Origin of the sequence: Bdellovibrio bacteriovorus (assembly GCF_001592755.1) — a bacterium.
GTDB lineage: Bacteria > Bdellovibrionota > Bdellovibrionia > Bdellovibrionales > Bdellovibrionaceae > Bdellovibrio > Bdellovibrio bacteriovorus_E.
Map to the genome: position 1 here is coordinate 26814 of NZ_LUKF01000012.1, position 26545 is coordinate 53358.

Here is a 26545-nt window from a genome sequence, read left to right on the forward strand (position 1 = left end):
CCGGCCGCCATGTGAATCAAGTCATAAATTTGCTAAAACCACAGCAATGATTTGGCGGCCTTGGAGCTTTTTCCTATTTCTGTTTTTCCTATCTTTAGGGGCTCGCGCTTCAAGCGCTTTCATTGATCCACAAAATCTTCGACTCAAAAAAATAATTTCTTACGGTGGGGCGAACTCTCTCACCGGCAAAAATATCAAAGTGGCCGTCATTGATTCGGGCGTCTCTTTACCTGACTCCTACGATGCGCAAATACTTCCTGGCTGGGATGCCTTTGACAACGATACGACTCCCGAAGATTCCGATGGGCATGGAACTGCCGTCGCGGGAATAATTCTGTCTTTAGCTCCCAAGGCGCAAATTATACCTCTGCGAGCATTCGATCAAGGAATGGGCTACATCGCAGCAGCTATCGATGGATTTAAATTTGCTGTGGATCATGGAGCTTCTGTTGTGAACTGCTCTTTTTCCCTCAACGAAGATATCTTGCGAGAGATGCGTGAGGCGGTGGGACGTGACCGCTTTAATAAAACTCTGTTGATTTGGGCTTCAGGCAATCAGTCATCGCAGCTTCCTGATTTTGAAGAGTCTTGGCCCAATGTGATTGTTGTTGGTGCCACGAATTTGACATCACCTATCTCTCGCGTATTTTACTCTAACACCGGATCTATCGTTGATGTCTTAGCACCCGCCGGTGACCCTGGGGACGGTCTAACGACCTGGACTCCCCAAGGCGACTACCGAACATTCAATGGAACCTCCGGAGCAGCTCCCGTCGTGGCAGCGCTTGCAGTTTTGTATAAAGAGCAAAACCCTGCCGCTTCACCCGCGGCCATCAAGCGTGCGATTGTCGGTTCCACCTGCAAAGGATTGATCAATGCGGGACGCCTTCTTGGATTTTCTGAAATCTGTCCCGCGCTTTGATTTATCTTAGCGTGAAGCCAACTCTTGGGCGATCCTTAAGGCCCCCTCACGTCGGATTCCGATTGGTGAAGGACCGTTAAAAGAAAATTACTTCAGTTGCAATTGCGGCTGAGCGCCGTCTGGCGTCGTCAAGATAAGGACGTCATATTGGCCCGTGCTTACTGGAATCGTGAGCAAGAAAGTTTGCTCTGCTTCTGCAAGAGCTTGTGTATCAAATTGCAATTGAGCTCTGTAAGTGAAGGCATTCAACTTCCAAAGTTTTGGCTCAGAAGCGATTGCATATCCCTCGCTTAACTGTGTCAGGCTTGGCGCATAGAATGTGTTGTAATCCTTAGCGACACCTTTTCCGTTGATGCAGTCTGCTTCAACAATCGATACGATGACTTTTGTAACTTGAGCGTTACGGATAACAGCTTCAACCGTCGGTAAAATCACTTCTTTACGATCACCTTGAGAGCAGTAGTGTTTCACTGCCGGGGGCGCATCCAAGGTAACGGAACGTGCTTCACTCACACTAACACCCAATAAAAGAACAAGAGATAAGATGTAACGCATTTTAATCCTCCTAAAAATGGATAGGTTCTCTTAAAACACCTTTTGGTGTGTCATAAAGATAAAAACACTTTGCTGAAAACTCTCTGCGGAGCATTGGTACGCACAATCATCGAAGATGAAGGAATTGAAACGAAAAGCCTCTTGATAAAAGTGCGTTCCGGGGCATCCCGCGAATGAATGCGTGATAAGCGTTGACCCAAAGTGGGTGCAAATCGCAATCTTAAGAGATCTGTTTAAGGAGGCTTCGTGAAAACTATTTTGTTCGCTTGTGCCCTGTTGTTGTCCGCTAACTTCGCCAATGCAAAGTCATTGGATCTGCTTTGTAAAAACCGCGAGCATCTTGCACAAATTAGCTTTGATGCCGAGATCATACACAGGGCCTGCCGTAATGAATCTCATCCGAATCCTGCGATTTCATATTCTCTTAATCTGGGAGACGCCGTCACCTGGTCTCCAGTTCGGACGATTTTACTTTGCTCTGAGCCCTTACAAAAAACGATGATGAACTTCCATCACAGCCCAGAAGAGTCTATTTATCTCGAAGTGGAGCATGGACTAAAAAGAGCGACCGCTTCGTTGAAAGTGCAAGGACAGCACTACAACATGGAATGCATCTCGACCCTTTAAAATTTTTCCACGTTACAGGGACTTCTAAAAGCCCCTGTATTTCTTTATAACTGTTTTTCGTGACAGCATTTAATCTTTCTAAACAACTCTGACTAGACTTCATTAGTTTGTGATGCATTCTTTATCACTTGGCTGTATCTCTTCTTTATGCGGTATGTACGTTCTATTTCTTTGTGTCTCTTGGGGCTGGTTTGGTCTGTGGTTTCAAATGCTGAGTCCATCTCTTTAGTCGCGACGACAGGTTATAGAGATATCGAGGCATATAAAGAGGCTGTCGAGTTTGTCGCTGATACCATCCAAAGTGTCGGGATCAACGTCAAGATTGTAGAGCTTCCTCGCAAGCGTAACGCCGCAGAGGTGAATAACGGAACCTTTGACGCTTTACCCATTCGTGGGTTGGAGGACGCGCAAGATTTTCCCAACGTCATCACCTCTACCATTCCCGTTGCTTTCACTAACTTTCGCATGATGTGGCTCAAAGACAAAGACGTGAACGAATCAGAGATTCATAAATATTCGGGGGCAGTCGTGTTAAACAATGCCACTCTTCAAACACAAATAAAACAAGTGGGAATCAAGGTCACTGAGGTGAATGTAGGATACGCTGAACTCTTAAAGCTCTTGAAATCTAAAAGAGTTGATTACGTCATCATGCCCGAAGAGATTATTGAAAGTCTGAAGGTGGCAAGTCCTAAGCTCGCGGAAGGTGTGCAGGTCAGCGAGAACGTTTTTGTGCGCACGCCTCTTTATTTTTCAATGCACAAAAAGCACAAAGATCTCATGGTGAAGATTGAAGAAGGCCTTCGCAAATCCTTAAAAGGCGATTTATCGAAGTACCCCTTCGTGCGCCATTCTTTAAACGTGAAGCTGGAAAAGAAATAGGTTTGGACGCCACCCGGTGACAAATCGTCCGAAAACGGCAACAGTGTGGCGCATAAAGCAAGGACGCCCAACGACGTCCTCTTTTTATTAATCAAAGAGTTCTTCAAAGAAAGATTTTCTTCGTTTGTAAGGTTTATGACCATAGCCAGTATTCGCATTCGGCATGAAAGCATCTTGTACAGGCTGCGCACGCTTTTCTTCTTCTTGGGATCTATCAAGAATTTTATCAAGCTCGCCTTTGTCTAACCAAATGCCACGGCATTCATGACAGTAATCGATTTCCACACCTTTTCTTTCACTCATGACTAGGTCTTTGTCTTTACAGTGAGGGCATTTCATAACAGGCCTCCTTTTCTATGAGACCAATTTATCAAAGGGCACTTCATTCAGATAATAGATAATTGCTAAGAAAATCTTCGTTTAAATGAATAAGCTGGTCGTGATTGTCGTAAGGTGACTTCACTAAGTGACGTAAGAGGGTGCAAGGAATATAGGAATGTTCATAGTTTAGACACCGCACTTAGTATTTGCGTACCATTTTTATCTGCTCGACGAAAAGACGCGCCTTTCTTGGTATTCCTATGTACATTGCGGGGATGAATAATTTCACAGAATTCGGTCTTTTACCTTCTCTTTTAAAAACTCTTAAAGCGCAGCGTATTTTTACGCCGACAGAAATTCAGCGCATGGCTATTCCTTTGCTGATGTCGGGCCAATCGGTTGTCGGTGTTTCGGAAACGGGGAGTGGTAAGACATTGACCTATGCCTTGCCACTTTTAAACATGCTAAAAAAATTGGAAGAGGACGGAGAGCCTGTGAAAGCCGAGGCAGCTCCGCGCGCGGTGGTGATGGTGCCGACTCGTGATCTGGGTGAACAGGTGGCGAAGGTCTTTAAGACTTTTACTCATGACACCCGTCTGCGTGTGCGTCCTGCTTTAGGTGGGATGAGCATGGATCAAACAATGCGTAATATTAGTGGTTCCTTTGAGATTTTGTTGGCGACACCGGGACGCTTGGTTCAACTGCTGAGTAAAGAGCTGATTGATTTATCAGACGTGCACGTTTTGGTTTTTGATGAAGCAGATCAGATGTTGGATAAAGGATTTTTGACCGATTCAAACTATATAGTGGATACCTGCCCGCAGGATATTCCTTTAGCACTTTTTTCTGCGACAGTTTCGAAGAATGTGGAAGAGATGATGAACTCGCTTTTTGCAAAAGCGGAAGTCATTCGCAGTGGTGGCAGCGGTAAGACTGTAAAAACTTTGACGACTAAGAACGAAACGGTGATTGATGGCCTTCGTTGGCCGATCTTTGAAAAGCTTTTAAAGAAGAAAATCGAAGGTGGAACTATTGTCTTCGCCAATACACGCGAACAATGTGACAAGATTGCCAAAGAAATGACGGATAAAGGCTATAAGTGCCTTCTTTATCGCGGTGAAATGGATAAGAACGAACGTCGCACAAATCTTAAAAAATTTCGCAGCGGCGAAGCCGATCTTATGATTTCAACAGACTTAGCTGCACGCGGTTTAGATTTGCAACACGTTGGACGAGTTATTAACTATCACCTTCCGCAACAACTAGATAACTATCTTCACAGAGCGGGGCGAACAGCGCGCGCCGGGCGTGAAGGTTTAGTCGTTAACCTCGTGACTGAACGCGATCTTCCATTGATCGCAAAAATCGAAGGCAAAGGCCAAACGGCGAAAGAATTGAAATCTCGCTTTAAAGACAAAGACGGCAAACGCCTGCACGTGAAGCGCGATGAGAAAGCCGTGAAAAAGAAATAGAGGGCGGAATCGAGCCCCCGCTTAGGTTTGTCTTTGCGTGCCGAAGCCGCATTGGGCTCCATAGGTCCATTTAAATTTGAGCTGGCGTCAGCCATAGGATTGAGTTTTGTTCGGAAGGAAAAAAGCTTGCCTGGGTAGGTTCACCTGCGGCAGCCTATCCTAATGCCTTTTTGAGGCTTAGGAGTCAGTCATGGATTTACCGTATGAACATAGCAGGTTTCTAGATCGAACGCTTGACTATATCAAGAACGATGCCCGCATGCTCGGCCTTGCTGTAGCGGGCTCATGCATCACTAACACAATGGATGAATTCTCCGATTTAGATTTTGTTGTGGTGGTAAGCGAAGCTCACTATGAACAGGTCATGCTAGAGCGCAAGCAAATCGCCAGTGCACTGGGAAATCTTCTGGTAGCCTTTACTGGCGAACATGTTGGCGAACCGAGGCTTCTGATCTGTCTTTACGATCATCCTCTTTTGCACGTCGATCTGAAGTTTGTTACGCGAAGTGATTTCCAAAAGCGCATCGAAGACCCTGTTATCCTTTGGGAACGAGAAAGTGTTATTTCAGACGAATTCAAGAAGTCCTCGCCGATACATCCGATGCCGGATCTACAGTGGATTGAAGACCGATTTTGGGTATGGATTCATTACATGGCCGTCAAATTAGGACGAGGTGAGCTGTTCGAAGTCATTGATTGTCTTACATTCATCCGCGCAATTGCGTTAGGCCCGTTGTCGCTTGTGACTCATGGTCAACTCCCGCGTTGAGTGAGACGGTTAGAGATGTTTGCTCCTAAGGAGTCGATGGAACTTAAAGAAACCGTTGCCACTCATGATAGAAATTCCTGTGTTGAGTCGGTTCGTGCGAGCATAGCGTTTTATCGCAAACTGCGCGCTCTTCATTCCGACTCGCAAATAACTTTCAGGAACGAAGCGGAACGAGCTGCAGTTGAGTACTTCGAAAAAGTGGCGGCTCGGCAGAGCTAAGCAGAGAGCTTCCAAGTCGTCAGACACTTCAGTAATGCTTAGCTGGCCCGATGCCCTATAACTAACTACCGTTGTGATCGGTAACGAAAGGCTTCCTAAGTTCTGAGTAAGTGCAAAACTTTCTAAGCTTTTAAATAGAATTCGTGAGGGTTTGGCTTGTATCCAAACTCAAACCAAACCAGGCCATGTTCTTTTTCCCAAGCTTCAAGTGTTGCGAGGTACTCTTTTGGCCAAAGTCCTTTTAGAATCGCTGTTTGCTTGTATTGAAGCCAGCCATTCACCGAATGAGCCTTTGAGTAGACGCTCTTGCAACTTGAAAGTAATAATTTTCTAAGCTCAGGATCATCGATCTTTTCAAGAGCCGAAACCTCAGGCGCATTTTCATTTTTAGCGATCGCTCTTTGAATCGTGTTCGCTTCAAGAATTGAAACTCCCGTCGTTCTTGCAAGAATTTTAAGCCAGTCCTCACGGAATATTAACAAGCCCTTCGTGTCCTTCAGTTCCGGTAAAGAGCTTGGACAATCAGCCGCCATTCGCTGTGGGTAAGCAAAGAACTCCTCGCGCATTCCTAGCGACATTAAACAGTCTTGAACCATATAATCCATAGGACTTTGGAAGCTGTTTACTTTGAAGAACTCTTCAAGCTCCTCATTCTTCCATCGAGATTTTTCGCGCCATTCAATAGAACTATTCTGATGCGCGTGGAAGTTAGGATTCCAGTCGAGCCAGAAAAGACCTCGCGTCCCATTTTTAGGGGCTTGTAAAATCATCGGGTCATAGTCAGAAAAAGAATTGAACTCTACTTTGCCGATTTGTTTTTCGAGGGATTTAAAAATATCTAAAAGGGGACTTCGAAAGGCGATGACCTCGACGCCAGTTTTTTGCGTGAGTTCATCACACATCCGACCAATTTCTTGATGACGAGAATACTCGACATCCAGCCAAATAAATTTAGTGGCGCTGAAAAGCTCGGGCAATAATCCATAGTCCATGGGATTTCTTTTTGAATAACCTTCGCCAAATAGAACTAAACTGCCTGCCGAATTTCCGCGCCCAGGGCCTAAAAGAATATTTTCTTTTTTCGCGTATTCGATAATCTCGCGAATGCCGGTGATAACTTGCTTTTTCTCATGGGAATAAAGCGAGATCTCTTCACGCACTTGCAAAAAAGCACGCTCATCTACAACGCCTTTTCTTTTTAGATTGTTCTCGCTGATTTCTAGGATGTTCTCCATAACTTGAGTCCTCTCTGTCTCTGACAATTCTTTGTCTTGGTTTAAAGAGGTCAAAATGGATTCCAGGCTTTTTATCTGTTGCTGCATTTGGGCGGCACTTTTGCGACTCTCATAAAGACGCGCTTCTAAGAGTTCTTGCAGCGATTGCTCGTTTGTTTCGCGCAACAATGTATTGATTTGCTCAAGCGTAAAACCAAGGTGTTTGTAGTGCACAATGCGTTTCGCCACCGAGGCTTGCTCGATCGTGTAAACGCGGTAACGGCTTTCACTCCGAGTATGCGGAGATAAAATCCCCTTCTCTTCATAGAGGCGCAGAGCTTTAACCGAAAGCCCCGTGAGTTCGCCAAATTCGCTGATAGTAAGCCAGTTCTTCATCATGAACCTCTGATACTAAGGCTCAAGTCCGCCCCAAGGGCAGAGTAAAGTAGAAAAAAAGCAGATCCCGTCGCTGAACGCACCGCGCGTGTCGCTCGGTCCTTCGGACTGCCTTCGGCACCCTCGCGCTAGCGTCCTGCTAGGGCGATCGAACCAACTAGGACCATCAAAAGGACAAAACCAAATGGGCCCCAGCGCCATAGCGATGGGGTTCAGCAACATTTTTTTAAATTATGGTGAGATGAGAGAATCGAACGAACAGCCGCGCTGTTTAAAAAAATGGTCGGGGAGATAGGATTCGAACCTACGACCCTCTGGTCCCAAACCAGATGCGCTACCAGACTGCGCTACTCCCCGACGAGGAGTGGACAATAAATAATTATTGGCCCTGTTGTCAAATCACTAGATAGTAACGCACGACATTGCTATTCTTTTTTTCATGGAAAAATTCATAAACTCGCTTCCCAAACCGGTTCTCGCATTTTTAGCCATATTAATAGGCATCGGCGTCTTTATGCTGATCAGCCCGCCGCACACGGTTTGTGATTCCCAGCAGACGACTTTCCAAGAGTTGCAGAAGGGGAATATCTTCCCGACAGAGATTAAGAAGAACAAAATTCCTCCTACAATTGTTCGCGCGAAAGAGGCTTGTCAGCTCGGCAATAGTGCCGGTTCCTGCTATGAATACTTTATGGTGCTGAAAAATGTGGCAGATGGTATCGGCAAGGCGTCCAGCGAATGCACCGGTCAGCTCTTTAATGTGACCGAAGTGCGTTCGGCGATGAATGACGGCATTGAGTTGATGGCGCGTTTGGCCTGGGGGATTAAACCGCCTGAGCCAGGGATTGAAAGATTTGGTTGGATGCAGGAAGCCGACATCGCGATCTTCTGCCGTCTAAAGAATATCTACATTCGCGCTAACGGCGAAGAAGCGTGGGTGAATTTGCGAAAAAATATTTATGGAAAGTTGCCGGGGGAGGAAGTACCTCCGCCGACAGATCCGACTCAAGTAGCGGTTGAGCCTCGTAAGGCGACCATGATGTTGAACGAACAGGATATCTTCAATCGAAGTTTGTTCTCGGTTCGCTGCGAAGCTTTCTAGAGAGAATACACCTCCAAAGATTTCCACTGCGGCTTGCGGTTGCGATACTCAAGCCGTCCATACAAAGCGAATGTTTCGTCATTGCGATTTTGAACTAAAAAGTTCAGTGCTTGCAGGCGAGAGATGCTCCATTCCGCAGGATTCAAACCGAAGTTTTTAAGTTGGTTGCGAAGAAGTTCTAATGTCATTTCGTTTTTCATAAAAGGTTCCTTTTTAAAGTGTGTTGTTGTTCGAGAAACCCTTTGTGCAAGGCGAAAGCCGGATAGATGCAGCCTATAGCTGCGGTATATTTGAGCTGAGCTGCTCCTTGTCTTGAGTTGTCTAGCGTCGTGGACTAACTTCTTGGACATGAGACGAAATGTTTTTTCCAAATACTTATTAGCGCAAGCGATCGTGATCGCTTTAGTGATGATTATCTTTAAAGTGATAGCGGACCGTCAGGTGGCGGCTACAGTCGCGGGGGTTCTGTTCGTTCTATTGCCACTGGTCTTGATGATTCTTGAATATCGTCGGGCCAAGTTCGCGCATCCCATCTGGTTTGCGGCGGTTTTGCAGTTCTGGATCCTTTTTGCCTTACCGATTTTAGGAATTCGCCTTCTAAATTGGGGAGTCCCATTTGACCAGTTGTCGGCTTTTGGAGTGCCGGGACCGGTGTTGCATCAGTTCTCAAGTAAAAGTTACATGGTGATGATGATAGTGACGCTCTTAATATCCTGGAAACGTCCCCAGAAGGGTTGATCCGCCTCTGCGCCTTCCTCGGTCGCGCCTCGGCTGAACCCTTCTGGGAACGTTTCGGGTTTTGCGGGGGTGGGAGCGAAGTGGAAAAGAGGGGAAAAGTTGGGTTTTGGGCATAAAAAAAGCCGGTCTTGGACCGGCTTTTTTTTGTTTTTCCCAACAGGAAACCTAGTATTTCAGCAGTTTATTCGGGATTAGATCTCGAAAGGAACTGGAGAGATTGCTTCAGCTCTGTGGAAAGTATCGTAAGCGTCTGAACCAGAAGGCAATAGAGCTAGGTTACGAGCTTTTTTAACTGCAGCAGCAACTTTCTTTTGTTGAGCTACTGATAGTTTAGAGATGCGAGATGGAGTGATTTTACCACCGTCACCGATGAAACGAGTCAAAGATGCTGGATCTTTATAATCGAATACGTGGTCGCCGGAGAATTCTTGACGGTATTTGCTACGAGTTGTCTTTTTCATTACTATCCTCTTTTTAGATTTCCTATTGGTTAGCGAGTTAATGTGTGTACAAGAAAAAAGAGTTGCCATCAAGTGTCTTTTTACTTTATATGGTTACTTCTTGTTTGCGGCGCCCCTATTTAATTTGAAGGATGGCGTTGACCCAGACTTGTAGCCAGACTGTATTAGAGGAGCTTCGTATGAGCAAATGTGAAATTACTGGAAAAGGCCCTGTTGTAAAAAACTTGGTGTCTCACTCCAACATTAAAACTAAATCAACAGCTCAACCAAATGTTCAAAAAAAACGCATCTTTAGCCGTGTTTTGAACCAAATGGTGAGATTGCAAATCGCAACTAGCGCGATCCGTGACATGGAGCACATGGGCGGTTTCGACAACTTTATTCTTAATTCTGACGACGCTAAGCTTTCTAAAAGAGCTATGGCTGTTAAATTGAGAATCAAAAAGAAAATCTCTACTAAGAAGTAATTAAGAGGCCGCAGATGAAATTGAAAATCAAAAAAGGCGCAACTGTACAAGTTATCACTGGATCTGACAAAGGTAAGAAGGGTTCAGTAATGGCTGTTGACGTTAAAAACATGAAAATCCAAGTTCAAGGTGTGAAAGTACAAACACACTATGACAAAAAAGACGGTCTTTTGAAAAAAGAAGGCTTCATCGACTACTCAAATGTGAAGTTGGTAGAAGCTGCTACTAAAGAGAAAAAGACTTCTAAAAAAGCTACTAAGTCTAAATCAGCTTAGTCATCTCTGAAGGTGCTGTCGTCCTGACAGCACCCTGGCTTTGCCTGGCGGCAAAGTTTTCCTAAGACAAAGTCTAAATTTGGTCCTTACGGCGATCTCTTCGTTTTAGTCTCCTGTATAGCTGCGTAAAATCAAAGTTGGGTTTAGAAGTTTGTATTTCAACTGAACTTTGAAATAGAGGAGAGCAGCTTGAACAGGGACCAAATCTCAGCACTAAAAAGCAAAGTAGCACTGTTCTCGGCAACGACGACGGTGTTTTTTTTCGCGTCGTTAGCAGCCGCGGATCTTGGTGACTCTTTGGTGTTGTGCAAGAACAATAAGACCGTTCGTACCTTGCGTGTCGAAATGGGCGCTGACTCAAAATGCCGCGCGATTTACACGAAACAAGGTGTGGATGAAACCATTGGCTCAGGCCTCAATCCAAACTCTTGCGTTGAATTCGTATCGAATGTTCGCAAAAATCTAGAAGAAGCAAAATGGAATTGCCGCGAAGTTAAAGAAGCACGCACTTCCAATGTTCTTATAGATTCTGCGGAGTAAAAAATGAGTTCTTCCTCTGAGTTGGTGGTCGCAGCCGTGCAAATGACATCGATTGACGATGTCGACGCCAACCTTATGCAGATGGAAGCTCTTCTTGAAGAAACCTTCCGACAAGCTCAACCTCGTCTAGTCTGCTTTCCTGAAAACTGCCTGTATTTGCGACTGAAAGAAGGGGAAAAGATCCAAGGTTTCGCCTTGGATCACTCCGCCTTCAAATCACTTTCTGAGGCCGCGAAAAAATATAATACATTTTTGCACTTAGGCTCTGTTCCTCTTTTTGTAGAGGGGCATTTGTACAATTCTTCGGTGTTGATCACTCCTCTTGGAGAAGTTCGCCCCACTTATCAAAAACTGCATCTTTTCGATATCCAACTTGAAGGACAAAAACCGATTCGCGAGTCCGATGTTTTCCGTCATGGCCAGCGCCCTAATACTTTGGATATTGATGGCTGGAAAATCGGTGAGGCGATTTGCTACGACGTGCGTTTTGCTGAGTTGTTTTCGCAGTACGCGCGCAAGGAAGTGGATGTCATTTTGTTGCCCGCAGCTTTCCTAGTGAAAACAGGAGAAGCCCATTGGGAAATCCTTCTGCGAGCAAGAGCGATTGAGAATCAGTCTTATGTCGTCGCCGCAGCACAGGGTGGCACGCATACAAGTTCTCATGGTGGCACTCGTGAAACTTACGGGCATTCTTTGTTGATTGATCCTTGGGGCACCGTGGTCGGACAAATCGAAAAAAGAGCTCCAGGCATCACATTTGCGAAGTTCACAAAAGAGCGCATCGAAAAAGTGCGCGCGCAAATCCCGATGAAGTTTCATCGTCGATTGCCAGTGGGCTAAGGGTTGCCTAAAGTCTAGAAATCCTGCACTATTTCAATGACAATTTTCTCAATTAGCTTTTAATATGCGCTCAAAGCGCTAACAGGGAGCTGGATTATGATCCGAGTTTTCTTAGTTTTATTTCTGCTATCGTCTTTAGTGGGTTTTAAAGCCCTTGCTCAAGAAGCATCGGCAGAGCCTCAGTACGACGAAGCCCGTGAAGCTGAACTCGCTCAGAAGGCAAAAAAACGCATTTATCCTGGCGGCCGTGACGAAGAAGACCTCAAAGTCCAAAGCCAGCTAACAACCCCTGTGCGTAAACTAGCCCCTCAAGCTGAAGTAAAAGAAGAAGCTACTGAGGAGTAGGGCCGGACGGCCGCAGAGCTGAAGCGCCGGCAGGCGCGTAAGCTGAAGCAGCACCGGCGGCAGCCGGCAGAGCGCAGGGCCTGGGCCCGAAGCTGAAGCAGCATAAGAAATTTTGTTTTGAGAATATTTTGGAGTACCTATGTCAATCTATACTGAACTACCAGAAGGCGTAACTCGCGAGACTATGGAAGTTGACGTTTTGATCGTCGGCGGCGGAGCTGCGGGACTTTCATGCGCGCTTCACTTGCAAAATCAAATTCAAAAACACAACGAAGACGTTTCCGCAGGTCGCAAACAAGGCGAACAAATTCCTGATCAGATGATCGTGGTTTTGGAAAAAGCGTCTGAAATCGGTGCGCACAGTTTTTCGGGCGCCGTTTTGAATCCAAAAGCGTTGAGCGAACTTATTCCGAACTTCAAAGACGAAGGTTGTCCTATCGACTCTGAAGTGAAGAAGGACGCGGTTTATTATCTAGGATCTGATTTCTCTTTCAAGCTTCCGATCACTCCGCCTCCATTCCACAATGAAGGCAACTACATCATCTCTTTGAGTAAGTTCAACCGTTGGTTGGCGACGAAGTGTGAAGAGAAGGGCATCAATATTTTCCCAGGCTTTGCTGCGGTGGAAGCTCTTTACGAAGGAAATAAAATTGTCGGTGTTCGCACTGGTGATAAGGGTCGTGATAAAAATGGCAAACCTAAAGCGAACTTCGAGCCAGGTTTGATCTTGAAGTCCAAAGTCACGATCTTCGCTGAAGGAACTCGTGGATCTTTGTTCAAACAAGTTGAAAAGAAATTGAACCTTCGCGCTGGTAAAAATCCAGATGTGTACGAAGAAGGCGTTAAGGAAGTTATCCAAATGCCTGCGGGCACCGTGGAAGCCGGCCAAGTGATTCACACTTTGGGTTTCCCTTTGTCTAAATCTATCGGCGGTACTTTCATTTACACTCTTCCAGGGGATAAGATCATCGTAGGTCTTGTGGCTTACCTGGATTCTGAAGATCCTCTTTTGGATCCACATCGTGAACTGCAAAAACTTAAAACTCATCCGTTCCTACAAAGCATGCTTAAGGGCGGTAAAGTGGTGGCTTACGGTGGTAAGACTTTGCCAGCTGGTGGTTGGTATTCTATGCCGAAGCTTTACGGTGATGGCTTCATGGTTTGCGGAGACTCTGCAAGCATGGTGGACGTGCAAAAGCTTAAAGGTATTCACTTGGCCATGAAGTCAGGGATGCAAGCAGCTGACACCATCATCGAAGGTTTGGCTAAGGGTGCGGATTTCTCTGAAGCCGTGACTCAAGGTTATGAAAAGCGTATTGAGTCTTCTTATGTGAAAGACGATCTTTACCGTGTTCGTAACTTCCACCAAACTTTAAGCAAAGGGATGTTTGCTTCTATGCCGCTTTTGGCATTGCAAGAGATCTCGGGCGGTCGTGGACTTCATGACTTCATGAAGATCGATCATATCGACGCGGATACGACGGAAAAGGTCGTCGATGTTTGGGGACCATATGGTCTAGATCACGAAGATAATAAGCTGCCTAAGCCCGACGGAGAGCTTTTCTTTGATAAGCTTTCTAGCGTGTATTTGACGGGGACCATGCATGATGAGGATTCTCCAAATCACTTGATCCTTAAGGACGGAGACATCTGCCGTTCTGTGTGTGAGCCTCAGTACAAATCACCGTGTAATCATTTCTGCCCGGCCTCTGTATACGAAATGGTACCGTCTACAGTTGAAGCAGGTAAGAAGGACTTACAAATCAACTATACCAACTGTATTCACTGTAAAACTTGTGATATTAAGTGCCCATTCGAAAACATCGAGTGGACCGTCCCAGAAGGTGGCGGTGGACCACAATATCGCGAAACTTAATCGTAAAGTCGCTTCGCTGAAGGCCTTAGGGGGCCTGAAACCGAAGCAAGCGGTATTTTTAGATGGGAAGCTTGGCGAGGGATCAGGCTTCTTTAACAGACGGAAAGGAACCGTTTTATGCCTCAGTTTTTTGCCTCCACAGCTCGTGGCCTTGTAGAACCTCTTGAACAAGAATTAAAAGACCTCGGTCTTCAAGTTACCGGAAAGTACATCGGTGGCGTTTTCTTCGAAAGCAATTGGGAAGGCTGCTACAAAGCGAATCTTCAGTCTCGTCTTGCCAGCCGTATCTTAAAACCGGTTTTGGATTTCACGGCTTATCAGCCGGAAGAGCTTTACAGCCAAATTCTTCGTCACGATTTCACGAAGTATATCAAGCCAACACAGACAATCTCTATCGATGCGAGTGTGTCTGATTCTAAAATGCGTGACCAACGTTTCGTTGCGATGAAAGTGAAAGACGCGATCGTCGATCAATTCCGTGAAAAATTCGGCGTGCGCCCTGACGTGGACAACGAAAATCCATCATTAAGAATTCATGTGCGCGCGATTAAAAATCAATTCAACGTCGCGATCGACACTTCGGGTGATAGCTTGTTTAAACGTGGCTATCGTAAAGAAGTGGGCGACGCTCCTTTGAAAGAGAACTTGGCAGCCGGTCTGATCAAAGTTTCTGAATGGGATCAAAAATCTCCGATCGTCGACTTCATGTGTGGGTCTGGAACTTTCTTGATTGAAGCCGCAATGATGGCTTTGAATATTGCTCCGGGTTTGAACCGCACGCGCTTTGGCTTCCAAAACTGGTTGAACTATGACAAAGGCCTTTGGGAGCAAGTTGTTCAAGAAGCTATGGATGCGGAAAAAGAAGTACTTGATTTCAAATTCTATGGTTTTGATATCGACAACCGCGTGATTAAAAATGCCAAAGACAATGCAAAACGTGCGGGCGTTGATCAAGTGATCGAGTTCAAAAAAGAATCGGTAGCGACAGTAGAGCCTCCTGTAGAAAAAGGTTTGATCATCGTGAACCCTCCGTACGGTGCGCGTATCGGTGACGAAGACAATCTTCGTGACGTCTACCGTGATTTAAGCTTTACGCTTAAACATCGTTTCAAAGGTTGGGACGCTTGGATTCTTTCTGGAAACAAAGAGTTGATCGCTGATCTGAAATTGAAATCGACGAAGAAGCACTTTGTATTTAACGGCAATATCGAATGCCGTTTCTTAAAATACAGCATGTTCTAAGGCGCGAGAGCGCCACTCGCGAAAGAGTCCTTATGAAATCGCTTGTCCTTTTTCTTTTAGCAGTTCCAGGCATCGCGCAAGCCGCAATGCCTGTTCTTTCCTATAAAAACGTTGAATGCCGTTACACGGAAAACGACAAGCTTGTTAAGGAGCAGTCGGTAGCGCTTATGACCCTTGTCATTGAAGACAGTTTGGGTCGTTTTGCGCAAATTCAGTTCGGCGACGACGCTAAAAAGATTCAATATCAAATTCTGATTGAAGACGATCTAAAGACAAAAGACAGCGTCGTGATTCTGCAAAATCTCATGGTCGATAAACTGGAAAGTTCTTCTGAGCTTTCGGGAAAAGAAGTAAGCTGGGTTCGTATCGCACAGGGCACACACAGTGTCCGCTGCGATTTGAAACCATGAATGAAAAACACACATTTTTAGTCGACGAAAATTTATTGGGTTTGGTGCGCTGGTTGCGCATGATGGGCTTTGATACCGCGAGTTTCAAAGCTCTTTCCGACGATGAACTCTTAAAAATTGCCTATCATCAAAAGCGGATTCTTTTAACTAAGGACCGCCTTTTTTTTGCCCGCATGCCTGAAAATTTGGGATACCTTGTTCAAAGCGAAGAACCCGAAGATCAGCTTGTTGAAGTTCTTAAGCACTACCGAATCATGCCCGATGAAAATGCTTTGTCTCGTTGTTTTAAGTGCAATACGCCGATCGAAGAAATTGATCGCGACAAAGTAAAAGATAAAGTCGATGCAAAAACCTTTTCTATTTATCAAACCTTCTTTTGGTGTCCCCACTGCCAGAAAGTTTACTGGGAAGGATCGCATTTTACAAAAATGCAAAACAAAGTGGAAGAAGTGCGCAAGGCTTGTAAGCTTGATGAGTGATTATGTTCTCTGAAAATAAAAAGCCCCGGAATCCCAGGGCCTTTTTTCATTTTTCTAAATTTTAAAATTAGAACGGTTTGTTGATCGCGATGTAAGCGGCAGAGCCACCCAGGATCCAAAGCAGGATCGCGATCGGCCAACCGAAGTAGCCTTTTCTTTTCACCAAAGAAATAGCCACACCCAAAACAAGCCAGATACCGATCTTAGCTTGCACCCAAGTTGGCAAGCCTTGAACCATGCCCAAACGCGCGGCCATCCCGAACCCACTCACAAGAATCAAAAGAAGACCAATACCATGAGTTGCATAAGCCATGATACGTGCGCCTTTCGTCAAAGTGAGTTTTGCGAAAGCCGGAATGAGAAGTCCTCCGAAACCAAAAAACATGATCATGAAGCCCAGCATGTGAAGGACTTTATAAAACTGATAGGACATTGATGTGTCTCCTTATTCTTCTTCGTTGAGGCCCAGGTGTTTCATCACGCGGGACAGGTCTTTTCTGATTCGGGTTAGATGAACCTTGTTGGCCAAGGTTTTTAGGGAATCGCGCAAAGGCTCTAGTGGGTAACCACCGTAAGCTCCCGGCTTCGTAACGTCATTTGTGACGCCAGCGCGTCCCGCAAGAATGACTTTGTCGCCAACATGGACGTGATCTGAGATTGCGGCGTCTCCGCCGATCATGCAGTTATTGCCGACGGTGCTAGAGCCTGCGACCTTAAAGCCCGCGGCCATCACGCAGTTGTCACCGATAACGACGTTATGAGCAACGTGACAGAAGTTATCCATTTTTGTTCCATTGCCAATGCGTGTTTCTGTTAGTGCCGCACGGTCAATGGCGCAGTTTGCACCGATTTCCACATGGTTTCCAATAACTACGCGACCGATCTGTGGGATTTTTTTGTGAGTGCCTTCTTTGGTCATCGCAAAAGAAAAACCATCAGCGCCAATCGTAGTATGTGGGTGGATCTCGCAATAAGAACCCAGCATGCAAGAGGCTCCGATAAAGACTTGGGGATGCAAGATCGTGTGGTCGCCAATTTCGGCGAAATATTCAACGACAGTGTGAGCACCGATAGTGCAGCCGTCGCCAATCTTAACTTGTTCACCGATCACCGCGAACGGGCCGACTCCCACATTTTTTCCTAAATGAGCTGTCGGGTGAACGAAGGCTGTGGGGTGGATTTTTGTTTCTTGGTTGAAGCGATTCATCTTTCCGTCAAAAAGGGGAAGGATGGCTGCCATCGCCAATTGAACGTTCGCGGCTTGGAAGAAGGTGGTCTTAGAGTCCGCAGGAAGTTGCAAAGCTTTGTGCGCCACGATGATGGGAGCTTGCGCTTGCAATGCGGATTCAAGTTGCTCTTTCTTCGATACGAAAATCAAACTTTGTGCGTCTGCTTTTTCGGGTGGAAGAACCTTCTGAGCCACTGCTTGCAGCGAACCAGATACGAAAGAGAGATCGGAAGAATTTAGATCTTTGATAACTTCAGCTGTAATCATAGTGATGCCTCGCGCTAACACTTAACAATTATTTTTTTGATGTCAAGTCACTGGGTGATAGTATAAACCAGCTAATTAAACACTTTTGATTCTTTCTCACCTTTAATTTTAGAGAGGAACTGAGATGGCGAAAAAGGCTGCGAAAAAGGAAGCACCTGCGGCAAAAGCAAAAAAGGCAGCAGCAAAACCAGTAGCAAAACCGCAACAAAAAGCGGCGGCAAAACCTGCGGCGAAGGCAGCAGCTAAACCGGCTGCGAAATCAGTGGCGGCAAAACCCGCTAAGCCAGCGAAGGAAGCGAAGGCTGAAAAGCCAGAAAAAAAATCAGCTCCCGTTGAAGCTCCAGTGAAAACGGAAAAGGCAGAGAAAAAGGCGAAAGCAGAACCCGTTGTTGAAGTCGCTGAAAAAGCTCCGAAAAAAGAGAAGAAAGCTAAGATTGATAAAAGCGGACTGTCTGAAGATCAAGTGAAGTGGCACGAACTTCATGAGAAATACAAAGCCGTCAAAGCCCCTGCCTACAGCATTTCTGGGCAGTTTGAAGCAAAAACTCCGCTGCAACATAAGATCTTTGGCTGGGGATATGTTCTATCGAATGAATATGACCGTTTAGAGGTGCTTTTCGAGGACGGAAAGCGAATGCTGATCAGCAACAGAAAGCTCTCTTAAGGGAGAGCTCTTCTAAAAAAGGTATTGCAAGCAGCCCCTTTCTGACCTACTAATTTATCTGCATGGCAAAAGACGATTTAGTACAAATTGACGGAAAAGTAATCGACGCCCTTGCGGGTGGCCTTTACAAAATTGAACTTGATAACAAGGCGATCATTAACGCGAAACTTTGCGGAAAAATGAGACGCTTTAACATTCGTGTCGTGGTCGGTGACCGTGTTAGCGTGGGAGTTTCTCCTTACGATCCAACACATGGTCTGATCATGTTCCGTCACAAATAATTGATTTAATTAACTCAACCTTAAATTCCCAATTAAATCTAGAGGTTCTATGGATCAGGCTCTTCAGAGTTATTTGGCTCGTATTGTCCCAACTGTTCCCGCAAAATCAGCACAGGCTGTTATTGAGCTTGCGGCAGAGGGCGCTACTGTCCCTTTCATCGCTCGTTACCGTAAAGAAAAAACTGGCAACTTGGACGAAGTTCAAATTCGCGCGGTGATCGAAGGTCACGAAACTTACAACGAAATCGTCAAGCGTAAGGCGTTCTTGATTAAAGAAATCGGAGAACAAAACAACCTTACCGCTGAAATCCAAAAGCGCATCGAGCTTTCTTGGGATTTGGGCGAACTTGAAGAGATTTACAAACCATTCAAGAAAAAGAAAAAAACCAAAGCGACTATTGCCCGCGAAGCTGGCTTGGAACCTTTGGCAAACTGGATCTGGGAAATGGGCCACGGTTTGATCAAAGACGATCAAACAATGGAAATGAAGGCGAAAAACTTCCTCAATCCAGCCGCAAAAATCCAAACATACGAAGAAGCGCTTAAAGGTGCTCAAGACATCATCGTCGAAAAAATCGCCAATGATGCAGATCTTCGTGCGATGGTTGCGAAAAACTACAACGAAAAAGGCCGTATTGTTTCTAAGGCGGCTAAAGGCTTTAAACCAAACTCTAAGTACGACATGTACAAAGAATTTGAAGAGCCCGTTAAGAACTTGATGGATGCTAAAAACAATCACCGCTACTTGGCGATGAGACGTGGCTGGCAAGAAGAAGAACTTTCTGTTGATGTGAAAGGCGATGACGAAGACATCTTGAAGTCTTACGAAAAATTCGCGACATCGACTCCAGACAATGCGATTGGCGACTACTTGAAACAGTGCGCTCGTTTGGCATTGAACGTTTACGTTCTTCCTTCGGTAGTGAATGAAGTTCACCGTGTTCTTAAAGAAAAAGCAGACACAGATGCTATCAACGTTTTTGCTGAAAACGTGCGTAAGCTTTTGTTGGCTTCTCCTTATGGACCGAAATGTGTATTGGGTGTCGACCCGGGTTTAAGAACGGGTTGTAAAGTGGCTTTGATTGATAAATCGGGCGCTTTCATTTCTCACACAGTTCTTTACACTTTGGGTGACGATGCCGACAGAAAAGCGAAAGCTCTTTTCGGTGACGTATTAAAACAAATCCAAATCGAAGCGATTGCTGTTGGTAACGGGACTGCGGGTCGCGAGACGGAATCTTTCCTAAGAAAAGTTCTAAAAGATCTTGGTAAGAACATTCCAGTGGTGATGGTTTCTGAATCAGGTGCCTCTGTGTACTCGGCTTCGGAAGCCGCTCGTGAAGAGTTCCCGGATCTGGATGTGACAGTGAAAGGTGCGATCTCGATCGCGCGTCGTTTGCAAGATCCTTTGGCGGAGCTTGTGAAGGTAGATCCTAAGTCTATCGGTGTCGGTCAATACCAACACGACGTCAGCCAATCTCAATTGAAAAAATCATTGGAAGCCGTGGTTGAGTCTTGCGTGAATGCTGTCGGCGTTGATGTGAACACGGCATCAGCGGCTTTATTGTCTCACGTTGCGGGCATCGGTCCGGCGTTGGCAAAAGGGATCGTTGAAGCTCGTAAGAAAACTCTTTTCACTGACCGTTCTGAGCTTTTGAAAGTACCAAAATTCTCTGCAAAAGTTTTCGAACAAGCGGCGGGTTTCCTAAGAATCCCTTCTGGAAAGCAAGTTTTGGATTCAACAGGTATCCATCCAGAGCGTTACCAAGCGGTGACGGACATGGCGAAGGATCTTGGTGTTTCTTTGACTGAGATCATCGGTGAAGGCGCTAAGAAGTTGCTTGCGCAAAGAACAAAATGGGCTCAGCTAGTGGGTGAGTTTACTTTTGATGACATCGTGAAAGAGCTTGAAAAACCAGGCCGCGATCCTCGTGATCCGTTCAAGGTTTTCCAATTCCGTGACGACATCATGGAAGTGAAAGACCTTCAAGAAGGCATGATCTGCCCAGGTATTGTGACGAACGTAACGAACTTCGGTGCGTTTGTGGATATCGGTGTTCACCAAGATGGTTTGGTGCATATTTCTGCGCTTTCTCACAAGTTCGTGGATGATCCTCGTAAAGTCGTGAATCCAGGCGATCATGTGACTGTTAAAGTTCTTAAAGTAGACCAGGTGAAAAACCAGATCTCTTTGACAATGAAAATGGATGACGCTCCAGAGGCTTCAGCGCCTCGTGGTGAAAGACGTCCTGATCAACGCTCTGGCGGTCCAAGACCGGCAGGTGGCGGCCGTCCTCAAGGCGGTGGTCGTGATCAACGTCCTTCCGGTCCTCCACCAAAACCTGCAAATCCGTTCAACAACCCATTTGCAGCATTGATGAACGTTCCAACGAATAAAAAATGACCGGCAGGTCGCAGTGCCGAAGCGCCTTCGGGCGCGTAGGCTGAAGCAGCTTTCCCGGAAAAATTTAAAGGAGAATTAACATGGCAGCTAAAGGCAAATCTAGAAAAGGCATCCGTCATAAGAAAAAAAGAATTGCGACTAAAAAACGCATGATCAAAGCAAAAATCCGTAAGTAAGATTTTTGAAATTTGAAAGATCAAAGCCCGCTTCCCTTAAAGGTGCGGGCTTTTTCTTTTTCAAAAGGGGCCAGAGGGCTTTCGGCTCGACCTTTGACACGCTGACACCTTTGTTTGAAGTATCAATTAGTGATACCTACCATTGTTTCGCTTGCAGCTTATTCGAATTCTCTTTAGTGAGGGCTTTCTTTCGGGCTATCCTTGTCAGATCAAGGAGGTCCTATGATCGTTCAACCTCATATCCTAACTAAGGCTCTGGATGCTGCTTTGAGCACCGGTGCTGACTTCGCGGATATTTTTCTCGAGGACACTTATTCTTCTCAACTTTCCATTTTAAATTCAAAACCGGAACAAGCTATCGTGGGCCAGCTTTACGGCGCAGGCATTCGTTTGTTTTTCGGACATGAGATTGTTTACGTAACCACAAACGACCTTTCTGAAGATGGTTTGGTGAAAGCGGCATTGAATGCGGCAAAAAGCCGTGGTCAAGGGGATGCAAAAAAATCCATGCCTTTGATGCAAGTGCCTTTTGATTCCATCCACACTTATGGTGAAAAACCTTGGGAGATGGATCGCGCTAAAAAACTTCACTGGTTGAATTCCGTGGATCAATACTCGCGCGCGCGCAATTCGGCGGTGACTCAAGTCGAAGCGGGTTTGAATGAAAAATTCCAGAAAGTGCAAATCGCCAACTCTCGCGGTTTGATGGCTTATGACGAGCGTGCTTACAGCCGTATTCGTATGGAAAGTTTTGTTGAACACAACGGAGTAAAAGAAAGTGCCTCTGAAGACGAAGGTCACATGGGGACTTCCGAAATCTACGATCAAATCGATCTTAGGTCTTTGGCTGAGATGGCTGTGGACCGTGCGATGATGCTGACAAAAGCGGATTATGCTCCAGCGGGTGAAATGCCCGTGGTGATTGACAATGCTTTTGGTGGCGTGATCTTCCACGAAGCTTGTGGGCATGGATTAGAAACAACCAGCGTCGCTAAAGATGCTTCGGTCTTCTGCGGTAAGCTTGGACAAAAAATCGCTCACGAAAGTGTGACGGCGATTGACGACGGAACGATTGAAAACGGTTGGGGTTCTTTGAATCTTGATGACGAAGGAAATAAAACTAAAAAAACAACTCTGATCGAAAACGGTGTTTTGAAATCTTATATCGTTGACGAGATGGGTGCGCGCCAAACGGGCTATGAAGCGACAGGCAGTGGTCGTCGTCAATCTTACAAATATGCTCCGGCTTCCCGTATGAGAAACACCTATATCGCGGCAGGAAAAGACAAGTTTGAAGATATGATTCGTGACGTGGATTACGGTTTGTATGCAAAGAAGATGGGTGGCGGTTCGGTCAACCCGGGTACAGGTGATTATAACTTCCAAGTGGGCGAAGCGTATATCATTCGCAATGGCCGTATTGAAGAAGCCGTGAAAGGCGCTTGCTTGATCGGTCGCGGAATCGACACTCTTGGGAAGATCACAAAAGTTTCTGATGATTTGAAATTGGCGCGTGGTATGTGCGGCTCTGTCAGCGGTTCTATCCCGGCAGCCGTAGGTCAGCCGCAAATTCTTGTTTCCAGCCTGATGGTTGGGGGGAGAGCGAAATAATGGATGCTATTAAATCTAATTTCGAAAAAATCGCTCATCAAGCTCGTCAAGACGGAGCAAAAGTCGAAATGCTTTTATCCGGCGGCGAAAGTCTTAGCATTGGTTATCAAAAAAAGAAACTGGATGCCTTTGAGTCAACGCAATCTCAGATGGCCGGTTTCCGAGTGATCCTGGGTGGGAACCAAGGTTACGCTTACACAGAAAATCTTTCGGAAGAATCTTTATTAAGAACTTACCGCGAGGCTTTGAATAACGCGAAGACGGTGCAAAAAGGTGAAGGCTTTGAAGTGCCGTTAGCAAAACCGGTCACTCATCAGACGATGAATCTTTTTAATCCGGAAAATATTGAGATGGATAAGAAGATGGAAATCGCACGCTTGCTTGAAGAAAAGTGTTTAAGCAAAGACGCGCGTATTCAGTCTGTTCCCTATTCTAATTTCGATTCTTCTGTCAGCTTTAAGCGCATCTTGAATTCAGAAGGGTTGGACCAAGAGTTTAAGCAAACTTATTACTCTGGTTACGCGTATCCTTTGGCCAAAGAAGGCGAATCATCGAAAATGGGTGGCGAAGGTTTCTTTGCCCGTAAATTTTCTGATATCAATATCGATCAAGTTGTCGATGAAGGTGTGAACAACGCCGTATCAAGACTTGGGGCACAGAAACTGACGACCGGGAAATATGCCGTCGTGATTGATCGCACGCAATTCCCTATGATTCTTGCGATGATCAACGATTATTTTTCTGCCAAAGAAGTGCATGAAGGAAAGTCTTTGTTCGACGGCAAGTTAGGTCAGAAGATTGCGAGCGAAAAATTCCAACTGCTAGATGATCCGTTTGAACTTCGCGGTTCGGCGGTGAGACCCTTTGATGATGAAGGATCTTCGTCACAAAAGACGGTTCTTTTCGAAAATGGCGTTTTGAAAAACTTCCTAACGAATTTAGAATACTCTAAGAAGATGTCTTTGCCTCACACGGCTCACGCCAGTCGCAGTCCGGCTTCGCAGTCGTCGATTGCACCGACGAACTTAATCGTTGGTAAAGGGACGAAATCTTTGCAGGAACTTCTAAGTTCTTACGACAAAGTCGTTCACTTGAAAGAGTTTTCAGGCGGCTTGCACGCGGGCTTTAAAGAATCTACCGGTGATTTTTCAATGCCGGCCGAAGGTTTCTTGTACGAAAACGGGAAGCTTGTAGGAGCGATCGATCAGTTCGTGATGTCAGGCAATGTGCTTGAGCTTTTGCGTGATATTGAAGAGCTGGGGAATGAATACAACAAACCCGGCAGCTCTCGTATTTGTCCAGACGTTCTTATTAAAAGTCTTAGTTTCGCTGGCGCCTAAGGCGCCTAGCGAAGCTCTACTTTTCCTTCTTTAGTGAAGGGGATGGTTGCAAACGAAAATTTCGCATCCCCTTCAATCTTATACGGCAATTCGCCGGATGTTAAAATAGAAGCCACATGTCCCATAAGATCTCCGTACTTTACTGGCAATGGTAGTTCTATATTGGCGTCTTTGGATGCGGGAACCTTGATGGCTTTATCCGTTTTGGAAGTGGTGAGCTGCTTATCACCGACGAAAACTTTGTAGGCCACTTCTTCCACTTCGATATCAAAGCGATTGGGATTTTGCACATTCACGACAAAGACCAACGTGGTGCCAGAAAGATTTGTATCTTTCGCATAGACGTTTTCTAGCTTCGCCTCGGGTTTTTCAGCAAAACCCAAAAGGCCTTTACCCGAACAGGCCGTCAGAATAGAGAGAAAAATAAAAGCCAAAGTCCAAAATTTCATTCTTGTATCCTTTTAAGACTCAAACTTAATCGCTCGAACCCTTCGTCGCAAGCGGAAAGTCTATTGGTCAAATACAGCTCCATACTGCTTTGGACCCATGATAAATTTTGAGAATGGCAGGAAGGAGGTTCACGATGGGAACTTGTGAAAATTGTGGCAACGTCTATGACAAAGCTTTTCGAGTGACAATCGGTGATCAAGAGCACGTGTTTGATAGTTTTGAATGCGCTATCAATCAACTGGCACCTCGTTGCGAGCATTGTCGTACACGCATTATCGGGCATGGGCTTGAAGCGCAGGGGAAAATCTATTGTTGCGCTCACTGCTCTCATGCCGACAATGTTAAAGAATTAAAAGATCGAATTTAAGTCTGAAAAAAGAGGTTCTAGGGGAACCCCTAGAACCTTTGTTCATTGTTTCTGCGAGCTGCATCCTCAGATATTCTTGTCGCAGCGGATGGCGAAATAGCGGAGTGCGAGTCCATTCCCAACTTTTTGGTGTGGTTAGCCGTCGGTGTCGGCAACAACGTATTTGCCAAAGACAAAATGTCGGCGTGAATTTCTGGAAACAGATTCTGAAATCCAATCGCAAGTTTTGCGGGAAGTGAAATTGTTAGCTCTGCTTTTCCATATTTCAGTGCGCGAATGATTTGGCGAGCCGCGGATTCCGCACTGACCGTCAGAAGCGGCATTGATCCCGAGATAGAGAACCAGGCGAACTCATTTTCGTGCTGGCCTCCGAACTCGGCATGTCCTTGCGAACCGGTGCGCATCAGCCCAGGGAAAACCGTCGTGACATAGATATTGTCCTTCATAAGTTCCGCGCGCAAAGTTTTTGAATAGCCTGCCAGCGCGAACTTGCCTGCACAGTAAGGCGCAAGATGGGGAACGGCCATACGCCCGCCAATGGAGCTGATATTGACAATGCGACCGCCATCTTTCATCAAATACGGTCTTGCCGCTTCGATGATGTTAAACGGAGCCCAAAAGTGAACATCTAGCGAGTCGCGAAATTCCTGCTCTGTCGCATTCACATAGGGCATGACTGAAATAATACCCGCGTTGTTGATGACAACATCCAGGCGTTTAAAGTGATCCACGCATTTGCGTACGGCGTGTTTTGCGTGTTCGGGTTTCGTAGAGTCACAGATCTCGTAAATCACTTGTGAGTTCGGATGATTGAACTGAATAAGGTTTTGCGCCTTTTTCAATTCAGCTTCATCGCGAGCAAGCAAGCAGACCGAAGCTCCTTCTTCGACCAACTGATTCGCTAAGACGAATCCCAGGCCGCGGGAGCCGCCTGAAATGAGCACCACCTTGCCTTGAAGACTGAAGCGACGAAGCGCCCCTTTGACGATGTCATAAGCGAGATACCCCAAAAGTCCCAAACCCACGTATTTGGCAAATTTGTTGGATGATTTCTTTTTCATGTTTTTGTCCCTTTAATATTCTTTGTAGTGACGGCCGCGGCGAAGGTCTTCCTGAAAGCGTTCTTCCGTATTGTTTTCGTTATGATGATACTCGAAATTTTTTTGGTGATTTCCACCCATGTGGGGGTAGTGATGATCTGAGTGGCATTCGCGGAAGCGATCCTGACAGATCTCGTTGTAGCGATCCTGCGGAGCCCAATCGGAAATGTTTTGCGGCTCGTTTAAGTATTCACCTCTTTGAGCCTGACGACGGCGACCGCGGTTGTAATCGCGATTCATGCTTTCGTCGGCATTGTCGTAATTGCGTTCGCGCTCACGACGAGACTCGCGTTCATCCTCTTCGTCGCGATAACCAGCGCCGTGGTTGCCCTCACTGTAGTTTGAAACTGGACGAGATCGATGTCGGGGGCTTTCTTCTCTCTGCAAGCGGTGAGTCCCGTGATATCTTTCACTGCCGTGAGATCCTTGTTGTCGAGAATAATTGTCCTGCGGTGATCTGCGATGTGGCATGTGCTCCTCCTTGTGCATACACGTCATTCCTTGG

33 protein-coding genes and 1 tRNA gene are annotated in these 26545 nt (G+C 45.9%); 23 read left to right on the forward strand and 11 right to left on the reverse strand.

Annotated features, from left to right (window positions below; genetic code table 11):
- The first annotated feature begins 46 nt into the window (after positions 1-46).
- The gene (locus AZI85_RS06835; RefSeq protein WP_063243395.1) at positions 47-922 is read left to right on the forward strand and encodes a S8 family peptidase; all 876 of its coding nucleotides are present in this window, start codon (positions 47-49) and stop codon (positions 920-922) included.
- A gap of 87 nt (positions 923-1009) precedes the next feature.
- Here AZI85_RS06835 and AZI85_RS06840 read toward each other — a convergent pair whose 3' ends face one another.
- Positions 1010-1477 carry a hypothetical protein gene (locus AZI85_RS06840; protein ID WP_063243396.1) on the reverse strand — a complete coding sequence of 156 codons (468 nt, stop codon included), beginning with the start codon at positions 1475-1477 and terminating at the stop codon, positions 1010-1012.
- A 246-nt stretch (positions 1478-1723) separates the two neighbouring features.
- On the opposite strand from AZI85_RS06840, the gene AZI85_RS06845 reads away from it, so the two are divergent.
- Together AZI85_RS06845 and AZI85_RS06850 are read left to right on the forward strand one after the other, a co-directional pair.
- Positions 1724-2104, forward strand: coding sequence for a hypothetical protein (locus tag AZI85_RS06845; protein ID WP_063243397.1), 381 nt, complete (start codon positions 1724-1726; stop codon positions 2102-2104).
- Between the two features lie 147 nt (positions 2105-2251).
- Positions 2252-2986, forward strand: coding sequence for a transporter substrate-binding domain-containing protein (locus AZI85_RS06850; protein ID WP_155723957.1), 735 nt, complete (start codon positions 2252-2254; stop codon positions 2984-2986).
- Positions 2987-3073: 87 nt separating this feature from the next.
- Here the strand turns inward: AZI85_RS06850 and AZI85_RS06855 are convergent, their stop codons facing one another.
- A complete protein-coding gene (locus AZI85_RS06855) occupies positions 3074-3325 on the reverse strand; it encodes a zf-TFIIB domain-containing protein (RefSeq protein WP_063243399.1) in 252 nt (83 codons plus the stop codon).
- Positions 3326-3582: 257 nt separating this feature from the next.
- Here AZI85_RS06855 and AZI85_RS06860 point away from each other — a divergent pair, with 257 nt between their 5' ends.
- The 3 genes from AZI85_RS06860 to AZI85_RS17795 all read left to right on the forward strand — a co-directional run bounded on the left by AZI85_RS06860 (position 3583) and on the right by AZI85_RS17795 (position 5767).
- Complete coding sequence (locus tag AZI85_RS06860) at positions 3583-4779, forward strand: DEAD/DEAH box helicase (protein ID WP_081110954.1); 1197 nt, start codon at positions 3583-3585, stop codon at positions 4777-4779.
- Between the two features lie 190 nt (positions 4780-4969).
- A complete protein-coding gene (locus AZI85_RS06865) occupies positions 4970-5548 on the forward strand; it encodes a nucleotidyltransferase domain-containing protein (RefSeq protein ID WP_216635858.1) in 579 nt (192 codons plus the stop codon).
- Positions 5549-5563: 15 nt separating this feature from the next.
- A complete protein-coding gene (locus AZI85_RS17795) occupies positions 5564-5767 on the forward strand; it encodes a hypothetical protein (protein WP_216635859.1) in 204 nt (67 codons plus the stop codon).
- A gap of 122 nt (positions 5768-5889) precedes the next feature.
- Here AZI85_RS17795 and AZI85_RS06870 read toward each other — a convergent pair whose 3' ends face one another.
- Positions 5890-7380, reverse strand: coding sequence for a MerR family transcriptional regulator (locus AZI85_RS06870; protein WP_081110942.1), 1491 nt, complete (start codon positions 7378-7380; stop codon positions 5890-5892).
- A gap of 277 nt (positions 7381-7657) precedes the next feature.
- Positions 7658-7734, reverse strand: a tRNA-Pro gene (locus tag AZI85_RS06875).
- Between the two features lie 157 nt (positions 7735-7891).
- On the opposite strand from AZI85_RS06875, the gene AZI85_RS06880 reads away from it, so the two are divergent.
- Entirely contained in the window at positions 7892-8479 is a 588-nt protein-coding gene (locus tag AZI85_RS06880; protein WP_253720889.1) for a hypothetical protein, read from the forward strand.
- Here AZI85_RS06880 and AZI85_RS06885 read toward each other — a convergent pair.
- Positions 8476-8679 (reverse strand): hypothetical protein, encoded by a 204-nt coding sequence (locus AZI85_RS06885; protein WP_063243402.1) that lies wholly within the window; start codon positions 8677-8679, stop codon positions 8476-8478. The genes AZI85_RS06880 and AZI85_RS06885 overlap by 4 nt on opposite strands.
- 148 nt (positions 8680-8827) lie before the next feature.
- Here AZI85_RS06885 and AZI85_RS06890 point away from each other — a divergent pair, with 148 nt between their 5' ends.
- A complete protein-coding gene (locus AZI85_RS06890) occupies positions 8828-9217 on the forward strand; it encodes a hypothetical protein (protein ID WP_253720890.1) in 390 nt (129 codons plus the stop codon).
- Between the two features lie 191 nt (positions 9218-9408).
- Here the strand turns inward: AZI85_RS06890 and rpsR are convergent, their stop codons facing one another.
- Positions 9409-9678, reverse strand: a complete 270-nt coding sequence (rpsR, locus tag AZI85_RS06895) for a 30S ribosomal protein S18 (RefSeq protein ID WP_063208708.1) — start codon at positions 9676-9678, stop codon at positions 9409-9411.
- A gap of 179 nt (positions 9679-9857) precedes the next feature.
- Here rpsR and rpmB point away from each other — a divergent pair, with 179 nt between their 5' ends.
- The 9 genes from rpmB to AZI85_RS06940 all read left to right on the forward strand — a co-directional run bounded on the left by rpmB (position 9858) and on the right by AZI85_RS06940 (position 16152).
- Positions 9858-10145, forward strand: a complete 288-nt coding sequence (gene rpmB / locus AZI85_RS06900) for a 50S ribosomal protein L28 (protein WP_041875865.1) — start codon at positions 9858-9860, stop codon at positions 10143-10145.
- Positions 10146-10159: 14 nt separating this feature from the next.
- Positions 10160-10420 (forward strand): KOW motif domain-containing protein, encoded by a 261-nt coding sequence (locus AZI85_RS06905; RefSeq protein ID WP_063208710.1) that lies wholly within the window; start codon positions 10160-10162, stop codon positions 10418-10420.
- 189 nt (positions 10421-10609) lie between these two features.
- Entirely contained in the window at positions 10610-10960 is a 351-nt protein-coding gene (locus tag AZI85_RS06910) for a hypothetical protein (RefSeq protein WP_063208712.1), read from the forward strand.
- Positions 10961-10963: 3 nt separating this feature from the next.
- Positions 10964-11800, forward strand: a complete 837-nt coding sequence (locus AZI85_RS06915; protein ID WP_063243404.1) for a carbon-nitrogen hydrolase family protein — start codon at positions 10964-10966, stop codon at positions 11798-11800.
- Between the two features lie 96 nt (positions 11801-11896).
- Positions 11897-12145: a hypothetical protein gene (locus AZI85_RS06920; RefSeq protein WP_063208716.1), complete on the forward strand. Its 249-nt coding sequence runs from the start codon at positions 11897-11899 to the stop codon at positions 12143-12145.
- A 139-nt stretch (positions 12146-12284) separates the two neighbouring features.
- Positions 12285-14021 carry an electron transfer flavoprotein-ubiquinone oxidoreductase gene (locus AZI85_RS06925; protein WP_063243405.1) on the forward strand — a complete coding sequence of 579 codons (1737 nt, stop codon included), beginning with the start codon at positions 12285-12287 and terminating at the stop codon, positions 14019-14021.
- 117 nt (positions 14022-14138) lie between these two features.
- Positions 14139-15263 (forward strand): THUMP domain-containing class I SAM-dependent RNA methyltransferase, encoded by a 1125-nt coding sequence (locus AZI85_RS06930; protein ID WP_063243406.1) that lies wholly within the window; start codon positions 14139-14141, stop codon positions 15261-15263.
- 32 nt (positions 15264-15295) lie between these two features.
- On the forward strand, positions 15296-15673 hold the full coding sequence (locus tag AZI85_RS06935) for a hypothetical protein (protein WP_063243407.1): 378 nt from the start codon (positions 15296-15298) through the stop codon (positions 15671-15673).
- Positions 15670-16152, forward strand: coding sequence for a Mut7-C RNAse domain-containing protein (locus AZI85_RS06940; protein WP_063243408.1), 483 nt, complete (start codon positions 15670-15672; stop codon positions 16150-16152). The genes AZI85_RS06935 and AZI85_RS06940 overlap by 4 nt, the downstream gene beginning before the upstream one ends.
- A gap of 67 nt (positions 16153-16219) precedes the next feature.
- On the opposite strand, the gene AZI85_RS06945 is transcribed toward AZI85_RS06940, so the two are convergent.
- Both AZI85_RS06945 and lpxD read right to left on the reverse strand, forming a co-directional pair.
- Complete coding sequence (locus tag AZI85_RS06945) at positions 16220-16585, reverse strand: hypothetical protein (RefSeq protein ID WP_063243409.1); 366 nt, start codon at positions 16583-16585, stop codon at positions 16220-16222.
- Between the two features lie 12 nt (positions 16586-16597).
- On the reverse strand, positions 16598-17647 hold the full coding sequence (lpxD, locus tag AZI85_RS06950) for a UDP-3-O-(3-hydroxymyristoyl)glucosamine N-acyltransferase (RefSeq protein WP_063243410.1): 1050 nt from the start codon (positions 17645-17647) through the stop codon (positions 16598-16600).
- Between the two features lie 124 nt (positions 17648-17771).
- On the opposite strand from lpxD, the gene AZI85_RS06955 reads away from it, so the two are divergent.
- The 5 genes from AZI85_RS06955 to AZI85_RS06975 all read left to right on the forward strand — a co-directional run bounded on the left by AZI85_RS06955 (position 17772) and on the right by AZI85_RS06975 (position 24123).
- The gene (locus AZI85_RS06955; protein ID WP_063243411.1) at positions 17772-18311 is read left to right on the forward strand and encodes a hypothetical protein; all 540 of its coding nucleotides are present in this window, start codon (positions 17772-17774) and stop codon (positions 18309-18311) included.
- A gap of 62 nt (positions 18312-18373) precedes the next feature.
- Positions 18374-18592, forward strand: a complete 219-nt coding sequence (infA, locus tag AZI85_RS06960) for a translation initiation factor IF-1 (RefSeq protein WP_061836535.1) — start codon at positions 18374-18376, stop codon at positions 18590-18592.
- A gap of 49 nt (positions 18593-18641) precedes the next feature.
- Positions 18642-20996, forward strand: coding sequence for a helix-hairpin-helix domain-containing protein (locus tag AZI85_RS06965; RefSeq protein ID WP_063243412.1), 2355 nt, complete (start codon positions 18642-18644; stop codon positions 20994-20996).
- A gap of 398 nt (positions 20997-21394) precedes the next feature.
- The gene (locus AZI85_RS06970; protein ID WP_063243413.1) at positions 21395-22783 is read left to right on the forward strand and encodes a TldD/PmbA family protein; all 1389 of its coding nucleotides are present in this window, start codon (positions 21395-21397) and stop codon (positions 22781-22783) included.
- Positions 22783-24123 (forward strand): TldD/PmbA family protein, encoded by a 1341-nt coding sequence (locus AZI85_RS06975; RefSeq protein ID WP_063243414.1) that lies wholly within the window; start codon positions 22783-22785, stop codon positions 24121-24123. Before AZI85_RS06970 ends, AZI85_RS06975 begins: the two co-directional genes overlap by 1 nt.
- A 5-nt stretch (positions 24124-24128) precedes the next feature.
- On the opposite strand, the gene AZI85_RS06980 is transcribed toward AZI85_RS06975, so the two are convergent.
- Positions 24129-24572, reverse strand: coding sequence for an LEA type 2 family protein (locus AZI85_RS06980; protein ID WP_063243415.1), 444 nt, complete (start codon positions 24570-24572; stop codon positions 24129-24131).
- A gap of 134 nt (positions 24573-24706) precedes the next feature.
- Here AZI85_RS06980 and AZI85_RS06985 point away from each other — a divergent pair, with 134 nt between their 5' ends.
- Positions 24707-24940 carry a hypothetical protein gene (locus tag AZI85_RS06985; protein WP_063208737.1) on the forward strand — a complete coding sequence of 78 codons (234 nt, stop codon included), beginning with the start codon at positions 24707-24709 and terminating at the stop codon, positions 24938-24940.
- A gap of 29 nt (positions 24941-24969) precedes the next feature.
- Here the strand turns inward: AZI85_RS06985 and AZI85_RS06990 are convergent, their stop codons facing one another.
- Both AZI85_RS06990 and AZI85_RS06995 read right to left on the reverse strand, forming a co-directional pair.
- Positions 24970-26001, reverse strand: coding sequence for an SDR family NAD(P)-dependent oxidoreductase (locus AZI85_RS06990; RefSeq protein WP_063243416.1), 1032 nt, complete (start codon positions 25999-26001; stop codon positions 24970-24972).
- Positions 26002-26013: 12 nt separating this feature from the next.
- On the reverse strand, positions 26014-26511 hold the full coding sequence (locus tag AZI85_RS06995; RefSeq protein WP_063243417.1) for a hypothetical protein: 498 nt from the start codon (positions 26509-26511) through the stop codon (positions 26014-26016).
- Positions 26512-26545: the final 34 nt, after the last annotated feature.